At 68.9% G+C, this 25,184-nt stretch carries 19 protein-coding genes; 18 read left to right on the top strand and 1 reads right to left on the bottom strand.

Annotated features, from left to right (window positions below; all coding sequences use genetic code 11):
- Nucleotides 1-106 precede the first annotated feature (106 nt).
- The 9 genes from PARJ55_RS0115435 (at nt 107) to PARJ55_RS0115395 (ending at nt 9,193) form a co-directional block, all read left to right on the top strand.
- Nucleotides 107-1,384: an ABC transporter substrate-binding protein gene (locus PARJ55_RS0115435; protein ID WP_036697565.1), complete on the top strand. Its 1,278-nt coding sequence runs from the start codon at nt 107-109 to the stop codon at nt 1,382-1,384.
- Nucleotides 1,385-1,455: 71 nt separating this feature from the next.
- Entirely contained in the window at nt 1,456-2,418 is a 963-nt protein-coding gene (locus tag PARJ55_RS0115430; RefSeq protein WP_028713855.1) for a carbohydrate ABC transporter permease, read from the top strand.
- Complete coding sequence (locus tag PARJ55_RS0115425) at nt 2,415-3,248, top strand: carbohydrate ABC transporter permease (protein WP_028713854.1); 834 nt, start codon at nt 2,415-2,417, stop codon at nt 3,246-3,248. Before PARJ55_RS0115430 ends, PARJ55_RS0115425 begins: the two co-directional genes overlap by 4 nt.
- 3 nt (nt 3,249-3,251) lie before the next feature.
- A complete protein-coding gene (locus tag PARJ55_RS0115420) occupies nt 3,252-4,253 on the top strand; it encodes an ABC transporter ATP-binding protein (protein ID WP_028713853.1) in 1,002 nt (333 codons plus the stop codon).
- 41 nt (nt 4,254-4,294) lie between these two features.
- Nucleotides 4,295-5,080, top strand: a complete 786-nt coding sequence (locus PARJ55_RS0115415; RefSeq protein ID WP_028713852.1) for a ThuA domain-containing protein — start codon at nt 4,295-4,297, stop codon at nt 5,078-5,080.
- The gene (locus PARJ55_RS0115410) at nt 5,080-6,129 is read left to right on the top strand and encodes a Gfo/Idh/MocA family protein (protein ID WP_028713851.1); all 1,050 of its coding nucleotides are present in this window, start codon (nt 5,080-5,082) and stop codon (nt 6,127-6,129) included. Before PARJ55_RS0115415 ends, PARJ55_RS0115410 begins: the two co-directional genes overlap by 1 nt.
- Nucleotides 6,130-6,195: 66 nt before the next feature.
- The gene (locus PARJ55_RS0115405; protein ID WP_156929504.1) at nt 6,196-7,368 is read left to right on the top strand and encodes a Gfo/Idh/MocA family protein; all 1,173 of its coding nucleotides are present in this window, start codon (nt 6,196-6,198) and stop codon (nt 7,366-7,368) included.
- 104 nt (nt 7,369-7,472) lie between these two features.
- Entirely contained in the window at nt 7,473-8,606 is a 1,134-nt protein-coding gene (locus tag PARJ55_RS0115400) for an aminodeoxychorismate synthase component I (protein WP_028713849.1), read from the top strand.
- Nucleotides 8,558-9,193, top strand: a complete 636-nt coding sequence (locus tag PARJ55_RS0115395) for an aminotransferase class IV family protein (protein ID WP_028713848.1) — start codon at nt 8,558-8,560, stop codon at nt 9,191-9,193. Before PARJ55_RS0115400 ends, PARJ55_RS0115395 begins: the two co-directional genes overlap by 49 nt.
- 5 nt (nt 9,194-9,198) lie before the next feature.
- Here PARJ55_RS0115395 and PARJ55_RS0115390 read toward each other — a convergent pair whose 3' ends face one another.
- Nucleotides 9,199-9,963, bottom strand: a complete 765-nt coding sequence (locus tag PARJ55_RS0115390; RefSeq protein WP_028713847.1) for an IclR family transcriptional regulator — start codon at nt 9,961-9,963, stop codon at nt 9,199-9,201.
- A gap of 271 nt (nt 9,964-10,234) precedes the next feature.
- Between PARJ55_RS0115390 and nadA the strand changes: the two genes are divergently transcribed.
- The 9 genes from nadA to PARJ55_RS0115345 all read left to right on the top strand — a co-directional run bounded on the left by nadA (nt 10,235) and on the right by PARJ55_RS0115345 (nt 25,182).
- Entirely contained in the window at nt 10,235-11,287 is a 1,053-nt protein-coding gene (gene nadA, locus PARJ55_RS0115385; protein WP_028713846.1) for a quinolinate synthase NadA, read from the top strand.
- 1 nt (nt 11,288) lies between these two features.
- Complete coding sequence (locus PARJ55_RS0115380) at nt 11,289-12,854, top strand: L-aspartate oxidase (RefSeq protein WP_028713845.1); 1,566 nt, start codon at nt 11,289-11,291, stop codon at nt 12,852-12,854.
- The gene (gene nadC, locus PARJ55_RS0115375; protein WP_028713844.1) at nt 12,851-13,702 is read left to right on the top strand and encodes a carboxylating nicotinate-nucleotide diphosphorylase; all 852 of its coding nucleotides are present in this window, start codon (nt 12,851-12,853) and stop codon (nt 13,700-13,702) included. Before PARJ55_RS0115380 ends, nadC begins: the two co-directional genes overlap by 4 nt.
- 246 nt (nt 13,703-13,948) lie before the next feature.
- Complete coding sequence (locus PARJ55_RS0115370) at nt 13,949-16,345, top strand: glycogen/starch/alpha-glucan phosphorylase (RefSeq protein WP_028713843.1); 2,397 nt, start codon at nt 13,949-13,951, stop codon at nt 16,343-16,345.
- A gap of 17 nt (nt 16,346-16,362) precedes the next feature.
- Nucleotides 16,363-18,558: a 1,4-alpha-glucan branching protein GlgB gene (gene glgB / locus PARJ55_RS0115365; protein WP_028713842.1), complete on the top strand. Its 2,196-nt coding sequence runs from the start codon at nt 16,363-16,365 to the stop codon at nt 18,556-18,558.
- A gap of 43 nt (nt 18,559-18,601) precedes the next feature.
- Nucleotides 18,602-19,864 carry a glucose-1-phosphate adenylyltransferase gene (gene glgC / locus PARJ55_RS0115360; protein WP_084637880.1) on the top strand — a complete coding sequence of 421 codons (1,263 nt, stop codon included), beginning with the start codon at nt 18,602-18,604 and terminating at the stop codon, nt 19,862-19,864.
- A complete protein-coding gene (gene glgA / locus PARJ55_RS0115355; protein WP_028713840.1) occupies nt 19,861-21,261 on the top strand; it encodes a glycogen synthase GlgA in 1,401 nt (466 codons plus the stop codon). Before glgC ends, glgA begins: the two co-directional genes overlap by 4 nt.
- The gene (gene glgX, locus PARJ55_RS0115350; RefSeq protein WP_028713839.1) at nt 21,261-23,354 is read left to right on the top strand and encodes a glycogen debranching protein GlgX; all 2,094 of its coding nucleotides are present in this window, start codon (nt 21,261-21,263) and stop codon (nt 23,352-23,354) included. Before glgA ends, glgX begins: the two co-directional genes overlap by 1 nt.
- Nucleotides 23,347-25,182, top strand: coding sequence for a 4-alpha-glucanotransferase (locus PARJ55_RS0115345; protein WP_028713838.1), 1,836 nt, complete (start codon nt 23,347-23,349; stop codon nt 25,180-25,182). The genes glgX and PARJ55_RS0115345 overlap by 8 nt, the downstream gene beginning before the upstream one ends.
- The last annotated feature ends 2 nt before the right edge of the window (nt 25,183-25,184 follow it).

Raw genomic sequence — 25,184 nt, 5'->3', positions numbered from 1 at the left:
GCGCTAGGAATTACCGAAAGGTTTCGGATCGCATTTGAGAAAGGCGCGCAGGCGCCCGGATTGCAAGCTGGTGCTGGGGAGGCACCTTGAAAAAGGGGAGGAATTCATGGGGAAATTCAGCCGGGGGGCGCTGCGTCCGGTGGTATTGGCCGCGCTGATGGGCGGCATCGCGCTGCCCGCCGTGGCGGACGAGCTGTTCTATGTCGCAGGCGGCGTCGGCAAGCAGGCCCAGCACTTCAAGGAGCTTGTGAAGCCCTGGGAGGAACGCAGCGGCCATACCGTGACGCTGGTGCCGATGCCGCAGTCCAGCTCGGACCAGTTCGCGCAATACCGGCTGTGGCTGGCGGCGGGCACCAGGGACGTTGACCTGTATCAGACGGACGTAATCTGGGCGCCGCAGCTTTCCGAATATTTCGTCGATCTGTCCGAGGCGGCCAAGGACATCGTCGGCGAACATTTCCCCTCGGTCATCGAAAGCCAGACCACGGACGGCAAGCTGGTGGCGCTGCCGCTTTATACCGATGCCCCGGCGCTTTACTACCGCGCGGACCTGCTGGAGAAATACGGCAAGGAGGTGCCCGGCACCTGGGCCGAGCTGACCGAAACCGCCAGGCTGATCCAGGACGGCGAGCGGGCCGCGGGGCAGGGCGACCTGTGGGGCTTCGTCTGGCAGGGCAATGCCTATGAGGGGCTGACCTGCAACGCGCTGGAATGGGTGAAATCCTTTGGCGGCGGCCAGATCGTCGAGGCGGACGGCGCCGTCTCGATCAACAATCCGCAGGCAGTGGCGGCGCTGGAACTGGCGGCCAGCTGGATCGGCACCATCAGCCCGCGCGGCGTGCTGGCGCACAAGGAAGAAGAGGCGCGCGGCGTCTGGCAGACCGGCAACGCCGTTTTCATGCGCAACTGGCCCTATGCCTTCGCGCTGAGCGCGGGCGCGGACAGCGCGGTCAAGGGCAAGTTCGACGTGGCGCCGCTGCCGGCGGGCTCGGAGGAGACCGGATCGGCCTCGACGCTGGGCGGTTGGAACGTCGCGGTGTCGAAATTCTCGACCAAGCAGGAGGCGGCGGTCGATCTGGCGCTCTATCTCGCCTCGGCCGAGGCGCAGAAGCGCCGCGCGCTGCTGGACGGCAACCTGCCGACCGTGGTCGCGCTCTACGACGACCCCGAGATCGCCGAGGCGGTGCCGCTGATCCCGCGCTGGAAAGAGGTCTTCGCCAATGCCGTGCCGCGCCCCTCCGGGCCGGTCAAGAGCAAGTATAACGAGGTCTCGTCGAAATTCTGGTCGGCCGTGCATGACACGCTGTCGGGCAAGGGCACGGCGGCCGAGAACCTGGAACTGCTGGAGCTGGATCTGACCGATCTGCAAGGCTCGGGCTGGTAAGGCGCGTTGCGGGGGCTGGCGGGTTCGCGCCGGCCCCGACCGGCCCCTGCGGCCGATGAGGAGTTTCCCCCATGACTGACCCCATCGCGGGCCGCCCCGGCGGTCCCAGCCTGCGGCAGCGTCGGCAAAGGGCTGCCTTCTGGTTCCTGGCCCCCATGCTTTTCGCGCTGCTCTGCGTCGCGGCCTGGCCGCTGGCGCGCACCATCTGGTTCTCGTTCACCAACACCACGCTGTCGAACCTTTACGGCGGCGAGTGGATCGGCTTCGACAATTACCTGTCGATGCGCACGCTGTCCTCGGGGCGGGTGGTCTGGCGCGGCACGCTGGTCGATCCGGCCTGGTGGAACGCGGTCTGGAACACCGTCCGCTTCTCGCTGATCTCGGTCGGGTTCGAGACGGTGCTGGGCCTGATCGTGGCGCTGGTGCTGAATGCCGAGTTCAAGGGCCGCGCCCTGGTGCGCGCCGCCATCCTGATCCCTTGGGCGATCCCGACCATCGTCTCGGCCAAGATGTGGGCCTGGATGCTGAACGACCAGTTCGGGATCCTGAACGACATCCTGCTGCGGCTGGGGCTGATCGGCGAAAAGATCGCCTGGACCGCCAGCACCGAGACCGCGATGACCGCCGTGCTGATCGTCGATATCTGGAAGACCACGCCCTTCATGGCGCTGCTGATCCTGGCCGGCTTGCAGATGGTGCCGCGCGACATCTACGAGGCGGCGCGGATCGACGGCATCCATCCGGTCAAGGTGTTCTTCCGCGTCACCCTGCCGCTGATCAAGCCGGCGCTGATGGTGGCGGTGATCTTCCGCATGCTGGACGCGCTGCGCATCTTCGACCTGATCTATGTGCTGACGCCGAACAGCTCGGCCACCAAGACCATGTCGGTCATCAGCCGCGAGAACATGATCGACTTCGACAAGTTCGCCTATGGCGCGGCGCAATCGACGCTGCTCTTCGCGATCATCGCCGTCTTCGTCAGCGCCTATATCTGGCTCGGCCGCGTGGACCTGGGCGGGGAGGGCTCGAAATGACCCGTCACAAGCTGCTGAAACAGATCGGCTTTTACGCGCTGGTCGTGGTGATCGTCGTCTTTTCGGTCTTTCCCTTCTACTATGCCGTCGTGACCAGCTTCGCCTCGGGGACGGCGCTGTTTCGGGTGAACTACCTGCCTTCGGGATTCGACCTGCGCAACTACCAGGCGGTGCTGGGGTCGAGGAACTTCCTTTATTCCATCGGCAACTCGCTGATCATCGCGACGCTGACGGTCGGGTTGTCGCTGTTCCTGGGCGTCACCGCCTCATACGCGCTGGCGCGGGTGCGGTTCCGGGGGCGGGGGCTGCTGCTGATGACCATCCTGGCCGTGTCGATGTTCCCGCAGATCGCGGTTCTGGCAGGGCTGTTCGAGCTGGTGCGCTTTCTGGGCATCTTCAACACCCATTGGGCGATGATCCTGTCCTATACAATCTTCACGCTGCCCTTCACCGTCTGGGTGCTGACGACCTTCATGCGCGACCTGCCGGTCGAGATCGAGGAGGCGGCGATCGTCGACGGCGCCAGCCCCTGGATCATCATCACCCGCGTCTTCCTGCCGCTCTTGTGGCCGGCGATGGTGACCACCGGGCTTCTGGCCTTCATCGGCGCCTGGAACGAGTTCCTGTTCGCGCTGACCTTCACCAGCACCGAAAGCATGCGCACCGTGCCGGTGGCCATCGGCCTGCTCTCGGGCGCCTCCGAGCAGGAGATCCCCTGGGGTCCGATCATGGCCGCCTCGGTCATCGTCACGGTGCCGCTGATCGTCCTCGTCCTCATTTTCCAGCGCAAGATCGTGGCGGGCCTGACCGCCGGCGGCGTGAAAGGTTGAACCATGGCCAAGATCGAGTTGAAGAACGTCACCAAATCCTATGGCGGCTTGCAGGTCATCAAGGGCATCGACCTGGAGATCCGCAAGGGCGAGTTCATGGTCTTCGTCGGCCCGTCCGGCTGCGGCAAGTCCACGCTGCTGCGGCTGGTCTCGGGGCTGGAGGAGATCACCAGCGGCGACATGCTCTTCGACGGGCAGCGGGTGAACGACCTGGTGCCCTCGGATCGCGGCATCGCCATGGTGTTCCAGAGCTATGCGCTTTACCCGCACATGAAGGTCTATGACAACATGGCTTTCGGCATGAAGCTGGCCAAGGCCGGCAAAGCCGAGATCGACCGCCGCGTGCGCGAGGCGGCGCGGCTCTTGCAGATCGAGCATCTGCTGGACCGGCTGCCCAAGCAGCTGTCCGGTGGCCAGCGCCAGCGCGTCGCCATCGGCCGCGCTATCGTCCGCGACCCGCGCGTGTTCCTGTTCGACGAGCCGCTGTCGAACCTCGACGCGGCGCTGCGGGTGCAGACGCGGCTGGAGATCGCCCGGCTGCATCACGGCATGGAGGACGTGACGATGATCTACGTCACCCATGACCAGGTCGAGGCGATGACGCTGGCCGACCGCATCGCCGTGCTGCGCGACGGCAGGCTGGAGCAGGTCGGCACGCCCGCCGAGCTTTACGAGCGGCCGAACTCCACCTTCGTCGCCGGCTTTATCGGCAGTCCCAGGATGAACTTCCTGACCGACGGTTTCGCGCATGCGCATGACTGCGCCACCCTGGGCATCCGCCCCGAGCATATCGACATCGTCGAGGCTGGCCCCTGGTCGGGCGAGGTCGTCCATGCCGAGGATCTGGGCGCCGACCATTACCTTTTCGTCGAGATCGGCGCGGCCGAGCCCCTGGTCGTGCGCCAGCCCGGCAAGCTGGCCCGGCCGCTGGGCACGCGGCTGAGCCTGGCGCCGCGCTTGGGCCACCTGCACCGTTTCGACGCCAACGACGCGCCGATCCGCTGAAATCACCACCGCTCCCGCAGGGGAGCAACAAGGAGCGATGAATGACCATCCGAGTCACTGTCTGGGGCGAGAACGTCCACGAGCAGAAGAACAAGACCGTTGCGGGGATCTACCCGGACGGCATGCACAACACCATCGCCGCGGCGCTGAACCGCGACGCCGGCATCGCGGCCGGCAGCGTGACCCTGCAGGACCCCGAGCATGGGCTGACGGCCGAGAGGCTGGCCGAAACCAACGTGCTGATCTGGTGGGGCCATTGCGCCCATGGCGAGGTGCAGGACGCGGTGGTCGAGCGCGTGGCCGAGGCGGTCTGGTCCGGCATGGGCATGATCTTCCTGCATTCGGCGCATTTCTCGAAACCCTTCAAGCGGCTGATGGGCACGCCCTGCAACCTGACCTGGCGCGAGGCGGGCGAGCGTGAGCGGCTTTGGCTGACCTCGCGCAACCATCCCATCGCCGCCGGCCTGCCCGATCATTTCGAGCTGGAGCACGAGGAGATGTATGGCGAGCCCTTCGGCGTGCCCGAGCCGCTGGAGACCGTCTTCGTCAGCTGGTTCGCGGGCGGCGAGGTGTTCCGCTCGGGCCTGACCTACAAGCGCGGGGCCGGCAACGTGTTCTATTTCCGCCCCGGCCACGAAACCTATCCGACCTATCACGACGCCAATGTGCAGCGGGTGATCCTGAACGCGGTGAAATGGGCGCATAACCCGGCCGCGCGGCTGGCCGAGCCGACCGTCGCGCCCAATGTCCCGGTCGAGCAGGCGCTGGAGCCGATCGAGGAACGCGGTCCCAGGCTGCACGCCGCCGGCGAGGAGGGCTATCGCTGATGGTCCGGCTTCTCGTCATCGGCACCGGCGGCATGGCGGCGAACCATGCCCGCGCCTTCGCCGCCATCCCCGGCGTCGAGCTGGTGGGCGGCGTCGATCCGCGGCCCGGGCCGTTGGCCGCCTTCAATGCCGAGCATGGCATTCCGCGCGGCTTTGCCAGCCTGGACGAGGCGCTGGCCTGGGGCGGGTTCGACGCCGCGACCAACGTGACGCCGGATGCCGCGCATTATCCGACCACCATGCCGCTGCTGGCGGCGGGCAAGCATGTGCTGTGCGAAAAGCCGTTGGCCACCAATGCCGCGGATGCGGAAGCGATGGCCGATGCGGCGGCGCGGGCCGGGGTGGTGAACATGGTCAATCTCAGCTATCGCGACGTGCCGGCGCTGCAAAAGGCCGCGGCCATGGTCCGCGCGGGCGAGATCGGCGCGGTGCGGCATTTCGAGGCGAGCTACCTGCAAAGCTGGCTGACGCAGCCCAGCTGGGGCGACTGGCGGACCGACCCGAAATGGCTGTGGCGGGTTTCAACCGCGCATGGCTCCAAAGGGGTGCTGGGCGACGTCGGCATCCACATCCTCGATTTCGCCACCTTCATCGCCGGGCAGGACGCGGCGCAGGTTTCCTGCCTGCTCAAGACCTTCGACAAGGCGCCGGAGGGGCGGATCGGGGACTATGTGCTGGACGCCAATGACAGCGCCACCATGCAGATCGTGCTGGAAAACGGTGCGCTGGGGACGGTGGCGGCGACGCGCTTCGCCACCGGGCACCTGAACGACCTGCGGCTGCGGATCTACGGCGACCGGGGCGGGCTGGAGGTCTGCTTCGAGAACCGCGTCAGCCGGCTGCGCGCCTGCCTGTCGCCGGACCTGGAGATCGCCGCCTGGCACGAGGTCGACTGCCCGCCGGTGCCGACGATCTACCAGCGCTTCATCGCCGCGATCCGGGGCGAGGGCGCGGCCGATCCCGATTTCGCCCGCGGCGCGGCGCTGCAACGCCTGTTGGACCGGGCCGAGGAATCCTCGGTCGAGGCCGGGCTCAGCCTCGCTGTCTAGGCGCAACCGATCCGGCGGCGGCCCTCTCCTCCCTGCCGCCGCCGGACACCTTGCAAGGAGCATGGCATGACCCAGACCGTTCCCGCGCAGGCCCGCCGCGCGCCCCGCATCCGCCTTGGGATGGTCGGCGGCGGGCAGGGCGCCTTCATCGGCGCGGTGCACCGCATCGCCGCCCGCATCGACGACCGGTATGAGCTGGTCGCGGGCTGTTTTTCCTCGACGCCGGAAAAAAGCGCGGCCTCGGCGGCAGAGCTGGGTGTGAGCCGCGCCTATGGCGATTTTGCGCAGATGGCGATGCGTGAGGCGCGGCGCAAGGACGGGGTCGAGGCGGTGGCCATCGTCACCCCGAACCACCTGCACGCCCCCGTCGCCCGCGCCTTCCTGAAGCGCGGCATCCATGTCATCTGCGACAAGCCCCTGACCGCGTCCCTGCCCGAGGCGCGCAAGCTGGCCAAGGCGGCCGAAGGCTCGGATGCGCTGTTCGTGCTGACGCACAACTATACCGGCTATCCGATGGTGCGGCAGGCCCGCGCCATGACCTTGGCAGGCGAGCTGGGCGAGATCCGGCTGGTGCAGGTCGAATACGCGCAGGACTGGCTGGCCGAGCCCATCGAGCAGGCGGGCAACAAGCAGGCCGGCTGGCGCACCGATCCGGCGCGATCCGGCGCGGGCGGGGCCATCGGCGACATCGGCACCCATGCCTTCAACCTGGCCGCCTTCGTCACCGGGCTGGAACTGGAGGCGCTGGCCGCCGATCTGCACAGCTTCGTGCCGGGCCGGGCGGTCGACGACAACGGCCATGTGCTCTTGCGCTACCAGGGCGGGGCGCGCGGGATGCTGTGGTGTTCGCAGGTCGCCTCGGGCTGCGAGAACGCGCTGCGGCTGCGGGTCTATGGCAGCCGCGCCGGCATCGAATGGGCGCAGGAGGAGCCGAATGCCCTGTGGGTCACGCCGCTGGGCCGGCCGCGCTATCGGCTGTCGCGCGGCGGCGCCGGCACGGGGCTTGAAGCCGCGCGCCTGACCCGCATTCCCGCCGGCCATCCCGAGGGCTATCTGGAGGGTTTCGCGAATATCTATGCCGAGGCGGCGCGTGCCATCCTCGCCCGTCGCGAGGGCAGGGCGCCCGACCCGGCGGTGACGTTTCCCGGCATCCGCGAGGGGTTGGAGGGCGTGGCCTTCGTCGATGCCTGCCTGCGCTCCGGCAAGCGCAACGGCGCCTGGGTGGCGCTGGCGCTCTAGCCCGGAACCCCCGCCTTCCGCCGCATTGTCGCGCCGCTCCCATCGCGGCCATTGTTCCCGCCGTCCCGCCTATGCTACCTCGCGCCCCGAGAATGGAGGCGCGCGTGATCCTTTGCGAATTCGGTCCTGACGGCGGGCCGGTCCTGTTCCGGGACCCGCGGGAATTGCTGGTGGTGACCCGCCCCGAGGATGTGGCCTCCGCGCTCGGCCATCTCGAGGCCCGGCGCCGGCAGGGGGCCTGGATCGCGGGCTACCTGTCCTATGAGCTGGGCTATGCGCTGGAGCCGGTGCTGGCGCGCGAGATGCCGGCGGACCGGCGCACGCCGCTTATGGCTTTCGCCGTCCATGACGCGCCCGAACCGGCGCCGCCGCTGCCGGCGGGGGACGCGGCCCGGCTGGCACCGTTGAAGCCGATGATCTCGCAACAGGATTACGCGGCCGTCTTTGCCCGCACCCGCGACTATATCGCGGCCGGCGACTGCTACCAGATCAACCTGACCTTTCCCATCGGCTCGCGCCTGGTCTCCGGCTCGGCGCTGCAGCTTTACGCCGCGCTGGCCGCGCGCCAGCCGGTCGGATTCGGCGCCTATGCCGATCTGGGACAGGGGCCGGTGGTGGTCTCGCGCTCGCCCGAGCTGTTCTTCCGCCTCGATGCGCAGGGCCGGATCGAGGCGCGGCCGATGAAGGGCACCGCGCCGCGCGACCCCGATCCGGCGCGCGACGCGGCCTTGGCGGCGGCGCTGGCGGCATCGGAAAAGAACCGGGCCGAGAACCTGATGATCGTGGACCTGCTGCGCAACGACATTGCCCGCATCTCGCGCCTGGGCTCGGTGCGGGTGCCCGAGCTTTTCGCCGTGGACAGCTTCGCCACCGTGCACCAGATGAGTTCGCGCGTGGTCGGTCAGCTTGCGCAGCCGGCCGATCTGGGCGCGATGATGCGGGCGCTGTTTCCCTGCGGCTCGATCACCGGCGCGCCCAAGATCCGCGCCATGCAGATCATCCGCGAGGTCGAGCCGTTTCCGCGCGGGGTCTATTGCGGCGCGATCGGCTGGATGGCCCCGGACGGGGCGGCCTGTTTCTCGGTGGCGATCCGCACGCTGTCGGTCTGGCCGGATGGCGAGGTCATGCTGAATGTCGGCGGCGGCGTGGTGCAGGATTCGACCGCGGAAGGCGAATGGGAGGAGGCGCTATGGAAAGCCCGCTACGCGCAGGATCTGACGACCCCGAACTGCGGCTGATCGAGACGGTGCTGTGGGACGGCGCCGGCTGCCCGCGGATCGAGGGGCATCTGGCGCGGCTGGCGGCGGGGGCGCGGGCGCTCGGCTGGCCCTGCGACGCGCAGGCCGCCCGCGCCGCGCTGGTCGCGCCCGAGGGCCATCCGGCGCGGCTGCGGCTGACGCTGGACCGCCTGGGGCGGATCGAGGTGGCGCGTGCGCCCCTGCCGCAGTCGCGCCCGGAATGGCGGCTGGCGCTGGCCGGCACCCGGCTTCGCTCGGGCGATCCCTGGCTGCGGCTCAAGACCACACGCCGGGCGCATTACGACGCCGCCCGCGCCGCGCTGCCCGAGGGGATCGAGGAGGCGATCTTCCTGAACGAGCGCGGCGAGGTCTGCGACGGCACCGTCACCACCGTCTTCTTCGACCGCGGGCAGGGGCTTTGCACCCCGCCGCTGTCCTGCGGCCTTTTGCCGGGCGTGCTGCGGGCGGGGATGCTGGCCGAGGGCGCCTGCCGCGAGGAAGTGCTGCCGGCCGGGGATCTGCCGCGCGTCCGGCTGTGGGTCGGCAATGCGCTGCGCGGGCTGATCCCGGCCGTCTGGGCGGGCTGAGCCGTTCAGGCCAGCGCGGCCAGCTCGCTTGCCGCACGCTTCAGCGCCGGCAGATGGGTCAGGGCGACCGCCATCGGCATGCGCTCGACCGGCGCGTGGAAGGTCAGCGCCGCCAGCACCCGCCCCCGCGCATCGAGCGCCGGCACCGAGACGCCGATCATGCCGGGAATGAACTCCTGCTCGTCGGTGGCATGGCCCTGCGCGCGGATGCGGGCCAGTTCCTCGCGCAGGCTTTCGGCGGTGGCGAAGGTGTTCGGGGTATGCGCCTGCAGCCGGGCATGGCGCAGGAAATGCTCGAGACTTTGCGGATTCATATGGGCCAGACAGACCTTGCCGGCGGCGGTGGCATGCAGCGGCACGCGGGTGCCCAGGCGGATCACCAATCGCAGCGGCCAGCTGGTCTCGACCCGGTCCACATAGACCAGCGAATCCCCTTCCGGGATCGAGATCGAGCAGGTTTCGCCCACCGAGGCGAACAGCCGCACCAGCACGTCATGCCGCGGCAGGTCGAACTGGGCGGCATGCATCACCCCCAGCATCATCTGCCGCAGCTTGTCGCCGGGCAGATAGCTGCGCCCGTCGAGCTGGCGCGACAGATAGCCCTCGTGTTCGAGCGTGGCGACGAGGCGGTGGATGGTCGGCTTGGGCAGGCCCAGGCTGGCATTGATCTCGGTCGCGGTCAGCGGCCGGGCTTCGCGGGCCAGCACTTCCAGGATCTGGAGGTTGCGCAGGCTGGGGGGAACCTGGGAACTGTCTTGAAACTCTTGCATGGCCTGGGAACCCGATCACTTCGCCGTTCTTTTTACCGCAGGACGGCGGGAGGTCCAGACGGCCCGGGCCGAACCGCGCCGTTTGGCGCCGATCGCCCGGCGCGAAGGGCCGGGGACTGCCCATGCCTTCGCTGCGCTGTAGCATTTGCGTTGCCCCAACGTCATCCTTCCGTTAGGAAACCCGACTCACGGGCTCTGACGGCTCTGGTATCCGGGGCCGGTCGCATTATATCCCGGGGGTGACAGCGACGCGGGCAGAGTGGGGGGACCAATGCTCGATCTGACGACCATCCGCAGCGAGCTCGGCTCGCATTACGATCTCGAGCCCTCGCTCGAGCTTGCCGAGCGCATGGCCGATGTCCATGCGCGGATGGGCCGCGTCATGCCCTGGCCGGACTGGGCGATCCATGCGCCCTATGTCGCGGCGATCAACAAGCTGAAAAAGGAACGCAATGCCGTGGTGCTGGCGCATAATTACATGACGCCGCAGATCTATCACGGCATCTCGGACGTGGTGGGCGACAGCCTGGCGCTGGCCATCGCCGCGACCAAGGTCGAGGAACAGGTGATCGTGCAATGCGGCGTGCATTTCATGGCCGAGACCTCGAAGATCCTGAACCCGCAAAAGACTGTGCTGATGCCCGACATGGAGGCCGGCTGCTCGCTGGCCGAAAGCATCACCGCCGAGGGCATCGCCGAGATGCGCGCCCGCTATCCCGGCGCGCCGGTGGTCAGCTATGTCAACACCACCGCCGAGGTGAAGGCGGCGTCCGACATCTGCTGCACCTCGGCCAATGCGGCGCAGATCGTCGCGGCGCTGGATGCCGAGACGATCATCATGACGCCCGACAAGTGGCTGGCGCAGAACGTCGCCAACAAGGTGCCGCAGAAGCGCATCGTCTGGTGGGACGGGGCCTGCATCGTGCACGAGCAGTTCACGGCGCAGGACCTGCGCGACTTCCGCGACTGGAATCCGGGGCTGAAGATCATCGCCCATCCCGAATGCCCGCCCGAGGTGGTGGCCGAAGCCGATTATGCCGGCTCGACCGCTAATATCCAGGACTGGGTCGAGGCCGAGCGGCCGAAGCAGGTGATGCTGGTCACGGAATGCTCGATGGCCTCGAACATCTCGGACGCCAATCCCGAGGTCGAATTCCTCGGGCCCTGCAACATGTGCCCCTACATGCAGAAGATCACCCTGGAAAAGGTGCTCTGGTCGCTGCACACCATGACCGGCGTGGTCGAGGTCGATCCCCAGGTCGCGGATCGCGCCCGGCTGGCCGTGCAGCGGATGATCGACCTGTCGCAGCGTCTGGCAGCCTGAGGTGCGCGAGGTTTCGACCGGCCGCGTCGTCATCGTGGGCGCCGGCCTGGGCGCGCTTTACGCGGCGCTGAAACTGGCGCCGCGCCCGGTGCTGATGATCTCGCCCGAGGTGCTGGGCCAGGGCGCAAGCTCGGCCTGGGCGCAGGGCGGGGTGGCGGCGGCCATGGACCCCACCGACAGCGCCGAGGCCCATGCCCGCGACACGCTCCGCGCCGGCGCCGGCACCGTCGATCCCGCCGTCGCGGCGCTGGTCACGGAGGAGGCGCGGGCGCATATCCTCGACCTGACCCGGCTCGGCACCCCTTTCGACCGCAGGCCGGATGGCGGCTATGTGCTGTCGCGCGAGGCGGCGCACAGCTTCGCCCGCGTCGTGCGGGTGCGCGGCGACCAGGCCGGGGCCGAGATCATGCGGGCGCTGGTCGCCTGCCTGCGCGAAGCCCCCTCGGTGCAGGTGCTGGAGGGCGTCATGGCCACCGGGCTGCGGGTCGAGGACGGCGGGGTCACGGGGGTCGAGGTGGCGCTTTCCGGCCCGCAAGGCTCGGCGCCGCTGCTGATCCGGGCGCCGGCGGTGCTGCTGGCGGGCGGCGGCTCGGGCGGGCTTTATGCGCTGACCACCAACCCGCCGCGCATCCGCGGCCAGGTGATCGGCATGGCGGCGCGGGCCGGAGCCGAGATTGCCGATGCGGAATTCGTGCAGTTCCATCCCACCGCCATCGATTGCGGCGAGGATCCGGCGCCGCTGGCGACCGAGGCGCTGCGGGGCGAGGGCGCGCATCTGGTCAACCGGCTGGGCGAACGCTTCATGCTGGCGGTGCATCCCGATGCCGAACTGGCGCCGCGCGACGTGGTGGCGCGTGCGATCTATGCGCAAAGCCAGGCCGGGCTGCGGCCGATGCTGGACACCCGCGCCTGCCTGGGCGACCGCATCCTGACCGAGTTTCCGGCCGTGGCGGGGGCCTGCGCGCGGGCGGGGATCGACCCGACGCGCGAGCCGATCCCGGTGGCGGCGGCCGCGCATTACCACATGGGCGGCGTGGCGGTGGACAGCGACGGCAGCGCCAGCCTCGACCGGCTCTGGGTCTGCGGCGAGGCGAGTTCGACCGGGCTGCACGGCGCCAACCGGTTGGCCTCGAACGGGCTTCTGGAGGCGCTGGTCTATGCCCGCCGCTGCGCGCTGTCCATCGAGGCGCGGCTGGGCCCGGCGCAGGGCGCGGACCCGGTGTCGCTGCCCGACCTGCCGCCCGGCCCGGTGCCCGACCCGGCGCTGGTCGCCCGCCTGCGCCGCGCCATGACCGAGGGCGCGGGGGTCTTGCGCGATGCCGGGGGCCTGACCCGCTGCCTGCGCGAGATCGCCGCCATCGAGGCGGCGCAGCCCGATTGCCCGGCGCTGCTGAACATGACCGCCACCGCCACGCTGATCGCCGCCGCGGCGCTGATGCGGCAAGAAAGCCGCGGCGCGCATTGCCGCACCGATTTCCCGCAGACCCTGCCCGAAGGCCGCCGCTCGCGCCTGACGCTGGCGCAGGCGCTGGCCCTGCGCGCCTCGCTTGAACCGGAGACGACATGACCGAGATGCCCCCGCTGCCCGACCTGGTGCTGGAGCCGCTGCTGCGCGCCGCGCTGACCGAGGATCTGGGCACCTATGGCGACATCACCACCCGCACGGTGATCCCGGCCGGCACCCGTTACCGGGCGCGGATCGTGGCGCGCGAGGCGGGCGTGGCCTCGGGGATGCAGCTGGCCGGCATCGCCTTTCGCCTGATCGACCCCGCGCTGGACTGGCGGCCCCAGCGTCCCGACGGCAGCCGTTTCCAGCCCGGCGACACGCTGGCCGAGATCGAGGGCGAGGCGGCCTCGATCCTTTCGGCCGAACGGGTGGCGCTGAACTTCGCCGGCCGGCTGTCCGGCATCGCCACCCAGACGGCGGCATTCGTGGCCGAGACGGCGGGAACGAAGGCGCGCATCACCTGCACCCGCAAGACCACCCCCGGCCTGCGGCTGGTCGAGAAGCAGGCGGTGCTGCATGGCGGCGGCTTCAACCACCGCTTCAGCCTGTCGGACGCGATCCTGATCAAGGACAATCACATCGCCGCGGCGGGCGGCATCCGGCCGGTCCTGCAAGCCGTGAAGGCCTGCGCCTCGCATATGATGCGGGTCGAGATCGAGGTGGACCGCCTCGACCAGCTCGCCGAGGTGCTGGAGGAGGGCGGCGCCGATATCGTGCTGCTGGACAACATGGAGACGGCGGACCTGCGCGAGGCGGTGGCGATGACCGCGGGCCGCGTGGTGCTGGAAGCCTCGGGCAACATGCGACTCGGCCGCGTGGCCGAGGTGGCGGCGACGGGGGTGGACTACATCTCGGTCGGGGCGCTGACCCATTCCGCCCGCACGCTGGATCTGGGGCTGGATTTCTGACCAAAATTCCGGCAGGCCGCGAATTCCGAACCTGTTCAGCAGCGTGAAGCCGATATCTCGAAAATGACCGGTCGCGGCCGGGTTTTTCGGCGCCCCGCCCGGCCGGGGCGTTTCTGCCATGTTCCGCCGAAAATCGGTTAACGCTAACATTTTCCCTTGCACGGCTTGCAGTCTGTCGTGCTTTAAGCAGAGTCGAGGGAAAGCCCCGGATTTCCTTGCGGGCGCGATGACTGGACAGGGGAAAGCATGGCCAAGGACGAGATGCCCAAGAGCGATTTCCGCGACGCGATCCTGTGGCACCTGACCTATACGCTGGGCAAGGACCCGGATCACGCGCAGCTTTTCGACTGGCGGCTGGCGCTGAGCCATGCGGTGCGCGACCGTATCGTGGACCGCTGGATGGCGTCGACCCGCGCCACCTATCGCGCCGATGCCAAGCGGGTCTATTACCTGTCGATGGAATTCCTGATCGGCCGGCTGCTTCAGGACAATATCGTCAACCTGCAACTGGCCGACGAGGCGCAGGCGGCGATCGAAAGCTTCGGCCTCGCCTATTCCGACGTGCTGCTGGACGAGCCCGACGCGGCGCTCGGCAATGGCGGGCTGGGGCGGCTGGCAGCCTGCTTCATGGAGTCGCTCGCCACGCTGGGCTGCCCGGCCTATGGCTACGGCATCCGCTACGAACACGGGCTGTTCCGCCAGAGCTTCGCCGAGGGGCGGCAGGTGGAAGCGCCCGAGGACTGGCTGGAACAGCCCTTCGTCTGGCAGTTCGAACGCCCCGAGGCGCGCTTCACCCTGGGCTTCGGCGGCCGGGTCGCGACCCGCGACGGCCGCGCGGTCTGGGAGCCCGAGAATTTCGTGCAGGCCGAGGCCTATGACACGCCGGTCATCGGCTGGCGCGGGGCCTGGGCCAATACGCTGCGGCTCTGGGCCGGGCGGGCGGTGGATCCCTTCGACCTGGACCGCTTCAACGCCGGCGACTTCACCGCGGCCGCCGAGGCCGAGGCGCTGGCGCGCACCATCTCGCGCGTGCTCTATCCCGAGGATTCGACCGAAGCAGGCAAGCGGCTGCGGCTGACGCAGGAATATTTCTTCTCGGCCGCCTCGATCCGTGACATCCTGCGCCGCTTCGAGGCCGATCACGCCGACCTGCGCCTGCTGCCGCAGAAGGTGGCGATCCAGATGAACGACACCCATCCGGCCGTCGCCGCGCCGGAACTGCTGCGCATCCTGCATGACGAACGCGGCCTGCCCTTCGACGAGGCGCTGGCGATTACCCGCGGCTGCGTGAACTACACCAACCACACGCTGCTGCCCGAGGCGCTGGAAAGCTGGGGCGAGGGGCTGTTTTCGGACCTGCTGCCGCGCCACCTGCAGATCATCGACCGCATCGACGCTGAGGATGCACGCGAACATTCCGACCGCCGCAACACGGCGCGCGGCGATGGCAAGGTGCGGATGGGCGAGCTGTCCTTCATCCTGTCGAACCGCGTCAACGGCGTCTCGGCCCTGCATACCGGGTTGATGAAGACCACGGTCTTTGCCGACCAGCACCGCATCTGGCCCGACCGCATCGTGAACCAGACCAACGGCGTCACCCCAAGGCGCTGGCTGCTGGGCTGCAATCCGCGCCTGTCGCGGCTGATCACCCAGACCATCGGCGACGGCTGGGTGGGCGATCTGGAGCAGTTGCAGGCGCTGGAACCCCATGCCGCCGATGCCGGCTGGCTGGAGGAATTCGCCGCCGTGAAGGCCGCCAACAAGGCCGACCTGTGCGACTGGATCACCCGCGAACATGGCGTGACGCTGAATCCGCAGGCGCTGTTCGACGTGCAGATCAAGCGCATCCACGAATACAAGCGCCAGCATCTGAACATCCTCGAAGCCATCGCGCTGTGGCAGGAGATGCGCGAGAACCCCTCGGCCGACTGGACGGCGCGGGTCAAGATCTTCGGCGGCAAGGCGGCGCCCGGCTACTTCTTCGCCAAGGACATCATCCGGCTGATCAACGACGTGGCCGCCGTCATCAATGCCGATCCGGCCACGAACGGGAAGCTGCAGGTGATCTACCTGCCGAATTACAACGTCACCCTGGCCGAGCGGCTGATTCCGGCCGCCGACCTCTCCGAACAGATTTCCACCGCCGGCAAGGAGGCGTCGGGCACCGGCAACATGAAATTCGCCCTGAACGGCGCGCCGACCATCGGCACGCTCGACGGCGCCAATGTCGAGATCCGCGAGCGCGTGGGGGCCGAGAACTTCTTCCTGTTCGGCCTGACCGCCGAAGAGGCCGAGGCCCGCCGCGCCGTCCCCGATCATGCCGCGAAGGCGGTCGCCGGCGACCCGCGCCTGCCCCGCGCCGTCGAGGCGATCCGCAGCGGCGCCTTCAGCGCGGGCGAGCCCGACCGCTATGCGAATATCGTCGAGAACCTGACGCGGGCGGATTATTTCCTCGTCGCCTCGGATTTCGCCGATTACTGGCGGGCGCAGCGCGAGGTCGATTTCGCCTATGCCAACCGCACGGAATGGACGCGCATGGCGGCGCTGAACGTGGCACGCTCGGGCTGGTTCTCGTCGGATCGCACCATCCGCGGCTACATGCAGGACATCTGGAACGCGCAAAGCCTGCTCGGGCAGGAGTGATGCCGCAAGGGGGAACCATGGCGCAGATCGACCCGAAAGACGTCGCCGACCCCGCGGTGCTGGACCGCGTCGTCGCGGGGCGCTTCGACGATCCCTTCGCGGTCCTTGGCCCGCATCTGCGGGACCGCGTCCGCCATGTCACCGCCTTCGATCCCGGCGCGCAGGAGATGGCGGCCGTCGTAGGCGGCAAGGCGCATCCGCTGGCGCCGGTCGAGGGCTATCCCGGTCTGTTCCACGGCAAGGTGCCGGGCGCGAAGCCCTATCTGTTGCGGGGCCGCCGCGACGGTGAGGAATGGCTGGTCGAGGACGCCTATCGCTTCGGCCCGGTCCTGGGCGAGCTTGACGAACACCTGCTGGGCGAGGGGCGGCACCAGCGGCTCTGGCAGGCGCTCGGCGCGCATGTGATCGAACAGCAGGGCACGCGCGGCACGCATTTCGCGGTCTGGGCGCCCAATGCCCGCCGCGTTTCGCTGATCGGGGATTTCAACGCCTGGGACGGCCGCCGCCATGTCATGCGCCGGCGCGGCGCGACCGGCGTGTGGGAGATCTTCATGCCCGGCCTGGGCGAGGGCACGGCCTATAAATACGAGATCCTCGGCGCCTATGGCGGGCTGGCGCAAAAGGCCGATCCGGTCGGCTTCGGCGCCCAGCATCCGCCGGCCACCGCCTCGGTGGTGCGCGACATCGCGGGCTATGGCTGGTCGGATGGCGGCTGGATGGGCACGCGGGCCGCGGCGCAGCGCATCGACCGCCCGATCTCGATCTACGAGGTGCATCTGGGCAGCTGGCGCAGGAAGGACGGCGGCCGGCCGATCTCCTATCGCGAGGCGGCGGTGGAGCTGGTCGATTACGCCCGCGACATGGGCTTTACCCATATCGAGCTGTTGCCGATCAGCGAATATCCCTTTGACGGCTCATGGGGCTATCAGCCGGTCGGGCTGTTCGCGCCGACCATCCGCTTCGGCCCGCCGCACGAATTCCGCGACCTGGTGAACGCGGCGCACAAGGCGGGGCTGGGGGTGATCCTGGACTGGGTGCCCGGCCATTTCCCGACCGATCCGCACGGGCTGGTGCAGTTCGACGGCACCGCGCTTTACGAACATGCCGACCCGCGCGAGGGTTTTCACCAGGACTGGAATACCCTGATCTACAATTACGGCCGGGCCGAGGTGATGAACTACCTGACCTCGAACGCGCTTTATTGGCTTCGGGAATATCACCTCGACGGGCTGCGGGTGGATGCGGTGGCCTCGATGCTCTATCGCGACTATTCCCGCGCCGAGGGGCAATGGATCCCCAACAAGGACGGCGGGCGCGAGAATTACGAAGCCATCGCCATGCTGCAGGAGATGAACCGCCTGACCTATGGCGAGGAACCGGGCATCATGACCGTGGCCGAGGAATCGACCAGCTACCCCAAGGTCTCGCGGCCGGTGCATGAAGGGGGCCTGGGCTTCGGCTTCAAGTGGAACATGGGCTGGATGAACGACACGCTGGATTACATCAAGCGCGAGCCGATCCATCGCAAGCACCATCACCACCAGATGACCTTCGGCCTGCATTACGCCTTTTCCGAGAATTTCATCCTGCCGATCAGCCATGACGAGGTGGTGCACGGCAAGGGCTCGATGCTGGCCAAGATGCCCGGCAGCGAATGGGAGAAATTCGCCAACCTGCGCGCCTATTACGGCTTCATGTGGGGCCATCCGGGCAAGAAGCTGCTATTCATGGGCCAGGAGTTCGCCCAAGGCTCGGAATGGAACCACGATGCCGAGATCGACTGGGCCTGCATCGGCAACCCGCTGCATTACGGCATGCAATTGCTGGTGCGCGACCTGAACGCGATCTATCGCGCAACGCCCGCGCTTTACGCGAAGGATTGCGACGGCGCCGGCTTCCAGTGGATCGAGGCCAATGACGCCGCCCATTCCATCTATGCCTGGCTGCGGCGCGGCGGCCCGGGCGATCCCGAGGTGGTGGTGGTCTGCAACTTCACCCCGGTCGAGCGCAGCGGCTGGCGCATGGGCTTTCCGCAGGCGGGCCGGTGGCGCGAGGTGCTGAACACCGATGCCGAGGTCTATGGCGGGGCCGGGCGCGGCAATCTGGGCCACGTCGCCGCCCTGCCGGGCGAAAGCCACGGCCAGCCCGCCCATGCCGACCTGGTGCTGCCGCCGCTTTCGACGCTGATCTTCGTGAAGGACGATACGGTGTAACCATCCCGCGCGCAGGCGCCGGGTAAAGAGGGAGGGGATAGAGATGGCCCAGCGTGAGGAAAGGCTTTCCAGACGATCCATGGCCTTCATTCTGGCCGGCGGCCGCGGCTCGCGCCTGCGCGAGCTAACCGACAAGCGGGTCAAGCCCGCGGTCTATTTCGGCGGCAAGTCGCGGATCATCGACTTCGCGCTGTCGAACGCGCTGAACTCGGGCATCCGCAAGATGGCGCTGGCCACGCAATACAAGGCCCACAGCCTGATCCGCCATGTCCAGCGCGGCTGGAACTTCTTTCGCGCCGAGCGCAACGAATTCCTCGACATCCTGCCCGCGTCCCAGCGCTACGACGAATCGATGTGGTATCGCGGCACGGCGGATGCGGTGGCGCAGAACATCGACATCATCGACAGCTATGGCGTGGACTATGTGCTGATCCTGGCCGGCGACCATATCTACAAGATGGATTACGAGCTGATGATCCGCCACCATGTCGAGGCGGGCGCGGACGTGACCATCGGCTGCCTGACCGTGCCGCGGGCCGAGGCCTCGGCCTTCGGCGTCATGGCGGTGGACGGCAAGGACGTCATCACCAGCTTCCTGGAAAAGCCCAAGGACCCGCCCGGCACGCCCGACGACCCGGATGTGACGCTGGCCTCGATGGGGATTTATGTGTTCCGCTGGGACTTCCTGCGCGACCTCTTGATCCGCGACATGCAGGACGACAATTCCAGCCATGATTTCGGCAACGACCTGATCCCGGCCATCGTGAAGAATGGCAAGGCGCAGGCGCATCGCTTTGCCGACAGCTGCGTGCGTGCGCCCGAGGATCCGGTCTATTGGCGCGACGTGGGCACGGTCGACGCCTTCTGGCGGGCGAATATCGACCTGACCGACTTCAACCCCGACCTGAACCTATGGGACCGCGACTGGCCGATCTGGACCTATTCCGAGCTGGTGCCGCCCGCCAAGTTCATCCATGACGAGCCGGATCGCCGCGGCAGCGCCGTCAGCTCGCTGATCTCGGGCGGCTGCATCATCTCGGGCAGCGAGATCCGCGAGTCGCTGTTGTTCACCCAGGTCCATACCAATTCCTATTCCAGCCTGGAACGCGCGGTGGTGCTGCCTTACGCCAATGTTGCCCGACACGCGCGTTTGACCAATGTGGTCATTGACCGCGCCGTCAGAATCCCCGAAGGGCTCGTGGTCGGCGAGGACCCCGACGAGGACGCGAAATGGTTCCGCGTCTCGGAAGGCGGCGTCACGCTGATCACGCAGGACATGCTGGATCGAAGGGAAGCGTCTTTATGAGGGTTCTGTCCGTCGCCTCGGAATGCGTGCCGCTGGTCAAGACCGGGGGCCTTGCCGACGTGGCGGGGGCGCTGCCGGCGGCGCTGGCCGGGCACGGGGTCGGGATGCGGGTGCTGCTGCCCGGCTATCCGGCGGTGCTGGGGGCCGCGGCCAAGGCGCCGGTCGTGCGCGAGATCCCGGAGCTGTTCGGCGCTCCGGCCTGCATCCGGCGCGGCGCACTGGGGGATGCGGTGCTTTACATCCTCGATGCGCCGCATCTTTTCGACCGGCAGGGCGGCATCTATCTGGGGCCGGACGGCCGCGACTGGCCCGACAATCCGCAGCGTTTCGCCGCGCTGTCCAAGGCCGCCGCGCTGATCGCCGCCGAGGGGGTCGAGGACTGGCGCCCGCAGGTGCTGCACCTGCACGACTGGCAGGCGGGGCTGGCCCCGGTCTATCTGCGCCAAGCCGGGGTGCGGGACGTGCGGACGCTGCTGACCATCCACAACATCGCCTTTCAGGGCCTCGCGCCGGCGCATATGCTCTCGGCGCTGCAACTGCCGGCGCATCTCTTCAACCCGCGCGGCTTCGAATACTGGGGCCGGATCTCGGCGCTGAAGGCGGGGATCGTCTTTGCCGACAAGGTCTCGACCGTCAGCCCGACCTATGCCGAAGAGCTGATGACCCCGGAATTCGGCATGGGGATGGAGGGCGTGCTGGCCGACCGCGCCGGCGATTTCACCGGCATCCTGAACGGCATCGATCTGGACGCCTGGAAGCCGCCCTATGCCACGCCCGAAGGCAAGGCGCCGCATCGCGCGGCGCTGCGCAAGGAATTCGGCCTGCCCGAGGCCGAGGGGCCGCTTTGCGTGGTCGTCTCGCGCCTGACCGGGCAGAAGGGGCTGGACCTGCTGATCGAGGCGCTGCCGGCGCTGCTGGAAAACGGCGGCCAGCTTGCGGTGCTGGGCTCGGGCGACCCCGGGCTGGAAGCGGCGTTTTCGCAGGCCGCCGCCCGCCATCCCGGCGTTGCGCTGCGGCTGGGCTATGACGAGCCGCTGTCGCGCCGCATGATCGCCGGCGGCGACGCCATCCTGGTGCCCTCGCGCTTCGAGCCTTGCGGGCTGACGCAGCTTTACGGGCTGCGCTTCGGCACCCTGCCGCTGGTGGCGCTGACCGGCGGGCTGGCCGATACCGTCATCAACGCCTCGGCGGCGGGGCTGGCTGCGGGCGTGGCAACCGGGGTGCAATTCCACCCGGTCGATGCCCGGGCGCTGTCCCGGGCGCTGTCGCGGCTCTGCGCGCTCTGGCGCCAGCCTGCCGTGTGGCAGCGCATGATGTGCAATGCCATGGCGCAACCGGTCGGCTGGGACGCTTCCGCCCGCGCCTATGCCGATCTGTTCGGGGCGATGGCCGCCTGATGACCCAGCTGCGCATCCTCGAGGGCCGGGCGGAACCGCTGGGCGCCACCTTCGACGGCGAGGGCGTAAACTTCGCCGTGTTCTCGGAACATGCGCGGCGGGTGACGCTGTGCCTGTTTTCGCCCGACGGCCGGGCCGAGACGCACCGGCTGGACCTGCCGGAACGCGACGGCGACGTCTGGCACGGCTATGTCCCCGGCCTGCGCCCCGGCCAGCTTTACGGGCTGCGCGCCGACGGCCCCTATGCGCCGGCCGAGGGGCACCGCTTCAACTATCACAAGCTGCTTCTCGACCCCTATGCCAAGCGGCTGACCCGGCATCCGGTCTGGCACGACGCGCTGATGGGCTATACGGTCGGCGCGCCCGAGGGCGACCTGAGCTTCGACAAGCGCGACAGCGCCCGCTTCATGCCGCGCTGCGTGGTCGAGGACCCGTCCTTCGCCTGGGGCCCCGACCAGCCGCCGCACCGCGACATTGCCGAGACGGTGATCTACGAAGCCCATGTCAAGGGCCTGACGCAGCTGCACCCGGACGTGCCGCATCGCGGCACATTCCTGGGCCTCGCCTCGGACCCGGTGCTCGATCACCTGCAATCCCTGGGCATCACCGCGCTGGAGCTGCTGCCGGCGCAGGCCTTCCTGAACGACCGTTTCCTGCTGGAAAAGGGGCTGGTGAACTATTGGGGCTACCAGACGCTCGGCTTCTTCGCCCCCGATCCGCGCTATCTGGCCAAGGACCAGATCGCCGAATTCCAGCACATGGTCGCCCGCATGCATGCCGCCGGCATCGAGGTGATCATGGACGTGGTCTACAACCACACCGGCGAGGGCAACGAGCTTGGCCCGACGCTGAGCTTCCGCGGCCTCGACAATCGCAGCTATTACCGGCTGCAAGAGGATCCGCGCTATTACATCAACGACACCGGCACCGGCAACACGCTGAACGTCAACCACCCGATGGTGCTGCGCATGGTCATGGATTCCTTGCGCTATTGGGTCGAGGTCATGCATGTGGACGGCTTCCGCTTCGACCTTTGCGCCACGCTGGGCCGGCGGGTGCGGGGCGGCTTCGACCGCAGCGCCTCGTTCTTCGATGCGATCCGGCAGGACCCGGTATTGACGCGGGTGAAGCTGATCGCCGAGCCCTGGGACATCGGCCCCGGCGGCTATCAGCTGGGCGGCTTCCCGCCGCCCTTCCTGGAATGGAACGACAAGTATCGCGACGGCATCCGCCGCTTCTGGCGCGGCGACGCCCGGCAGGTGCCGGAACTGGCCGACCGCATGGCGGGTTCCGCCCGGCAGTTCGATCATTCCGGCCGGCCGGCCACGGCTTCGGTGAACTTCCTGACCGCGCATGACGGCTTCACGCTGATGGACGTGGTCAGCTATTCCGAAAAACACAATGCCGCCAATGGCGAGGAGAACCGCGACGGCCATTCCGAGAATTTCTCGGACAACATGGGCGCCGAGGGGCCCAGCGACGACCCCGCGATCCTGGACGCCCGCGCGCGGCGGCGCCGCAACCTGCTGGCGACGCTGCTTTTGTCGCAGGGCACGCCGATGCTGCTGGCCGGGGACGAGCTGGGCAATTCGCAGGCCGGCAACAACAACGCCTATTGCCAGGACAACGAGATCGGCTGGGTGCAATGGCAGGGCGCCGACCCGGCCTTCCTGGACTTCACCCGCCGGCTGATCGCCTTTCGCCGCGCCCATCCGATTCTGCGGCAGAAACGCTTCCTGCATTCGCGGCCGCGCCTGACCGACGGGCTGCCCGACCTGTTCTGGCTGCGCCCGGACGGCGCGCAGATGACCCCGGCCGATTGGGGCAACCCCGAGCTGCGCGTGCTTTGCGCCGAGCTGCGCATGGCCGCCGGCACCCCCGACTATGCGCAGCGCGAGGAGGCGCTGTTTCTGGTCTTCAACAACGGTGCCCCGCTGGATGTGGTGCTGCCCGAGCGCCCCGAGGGCTGGCGCTGGCGGCTGCACCTGGACACCAGCCGCCCCGACCTGGCCCCGCATGTGGTCGAGGCCGAGCGGCTGGCGGTGGACGGCCAGTCGACCCTCGCCTTCGATCTGGAGCGCGCGGATGACTGATCCGCGCCTGACCCTGGCCGGGCGCATGGGCGTGCTGCCGGGCTTTCACGACCTTGCCGGGCGATGGCGCGAGACCTCGGTCGAGACGGCGGTGGCGCTGCTGGCTGCCATGGGCCTTGCCGTGCCCACCGCGGCCGAGGCGCAGGCGGCGCTGGACGACCATGCCGACCGCCTGCCGCAGGACGTGATCTGCGCCGCCGGTGCGCGCCCGGACCTGGCCGTCGGCGACTGGCGGCTGACCTTCGAGGATGGCACCGAGGCCGAGGGAAACGGCCCGCTGCCCGAGCTGCCGCTGGGCATCCACCGCCTGCGGGCCGGGGGCCGGGACTATACGCTGCTCGCCGCGCCGCCGCGCCTGCCGGGGCCGGCGCGCTGCTGGGGGCTGGTCGCGCCGCTCTACGGCATCTCGGAAAGCGGGATCGGCAGCTATGCCGACCTTGCGGTGCTGGCCAAGGGGATGGGCCGGCAAGGGGCGGCATTCCTCGGCATCAACCCGGTCCATGCCGGCTTTCCGACCGAGCCGCAGCTGTTCAGCCCCTATACCCCCTCGCATCGCCGGCGGCTGAACGTGATCCACCTGCCCGGCGGCCCCGGCACCCCCGGCCCGCGCATCGACTATGCCCGCGACATCCCGGCCCGCATGGCGGCGCTGCGGGCGGAATACGACGCCTTTCCCGGCGATCCCGGTTTCGACGCCTGGCAGGCGGCGGAGGGCGAGGGCCTGCAACGCTTCGCCCTGCATCAGGCGCTCTCGGCCCGGCTGGGGGCCTTCTGGGGCGACTGGCCGGCGACCCTCGCCTCGCCCGACACGCCCGCCGCCATCGCTGCGCGGGCGGAACTGGCCGGCGAGATGCGCTTTCACGCCTGGCTGCAATGGCGGGCCGAGCGGGCCTTGGCGGCGGCCGGGCAGGCGGCGCGCGACGGCGGCATGGCGCATGGGCTCTATCTGGACCTCGCTGTCGGCACCCATCCCTTCGGCGCCGAAACATGGGTGGACCGCGCGAGCTTCGCCTTCGGCGCCTCGCTCGGCGCGCCGCCCGATGCCTTCGCCCCGCAGGGGCAGAACTGGAGCCTCGCGCCCTTCAACCCCATGGGCCTGCGTGCCCAAGCCTATGCGCCGCTGGCCGAAACCCTGCGCCGCCAGCTGCAATTCGCCGGCGTGCTGCGCATCGACCACATCCTGGGCTTCGAGCGCGCCTATTGGGTGCCTGATGCCGCGCCCGGCGCCTATGTCGCCATGCCGCGCGACGCCATGCTGGCCGTGGCCCGGATCGAGGCGGCGCGCGCCGGCAATGCGGTGATCGTCGGCGAGGATCTGGGCAACATCCCCGACGGCCTGCGCGAGGCGCTGGCGGTTTCCGGCATCCTCGGCTGCCGCGTGGCGATGTTCGAGCGCGAGGGCTGGCATCCGCCCGCCTTCCGCCCGGCCGAATCCTATGACCGGGACGCCATCGCCAGCTTCTCGACCCACGACCTGCCGACCTGGCGCGGCTGGCGGCAGGGCGCCGACGTCGAGGCCCGCGCCCGCATCGCCGGGCAGGAAACCGCCGCCGGGCAGCAAGAACGCGCCGAGGAGGTCGCCGCCTTCGACCGGCTGCTGCCCGATCCCGGTATCGATGCGCTGCACGGCTTCCTGGCCCGCACGCCGTCGCGTCTGGTGGCGGTGCAGGCGGAACTGCTGCTCGACATGGCCGACCAGCCGAACCTGCCCGGCACGGTCGGCGAATATCCGAACTGGCAACTGCGCCTGCCGGTGGCGGCCGGGGATTTCCCGGCATTGCCCTCGGTCGCGCGGACTGCCAGCATCATGCGCGACCACGAACGCTAAGG

The organism is Paracoccus sp. J55, from assembly GCF_000513975.1.
GTDB lineage: Bacteria > Pseudomonadota > Alphaproteobacteria > Rhodobacterales > Rhodobacteraceae > Paracoccus.
Note: the sequence above shows the minus strand (reverse complement) of the source record. Positions and strands in the feature narration are given on the sequence as shown.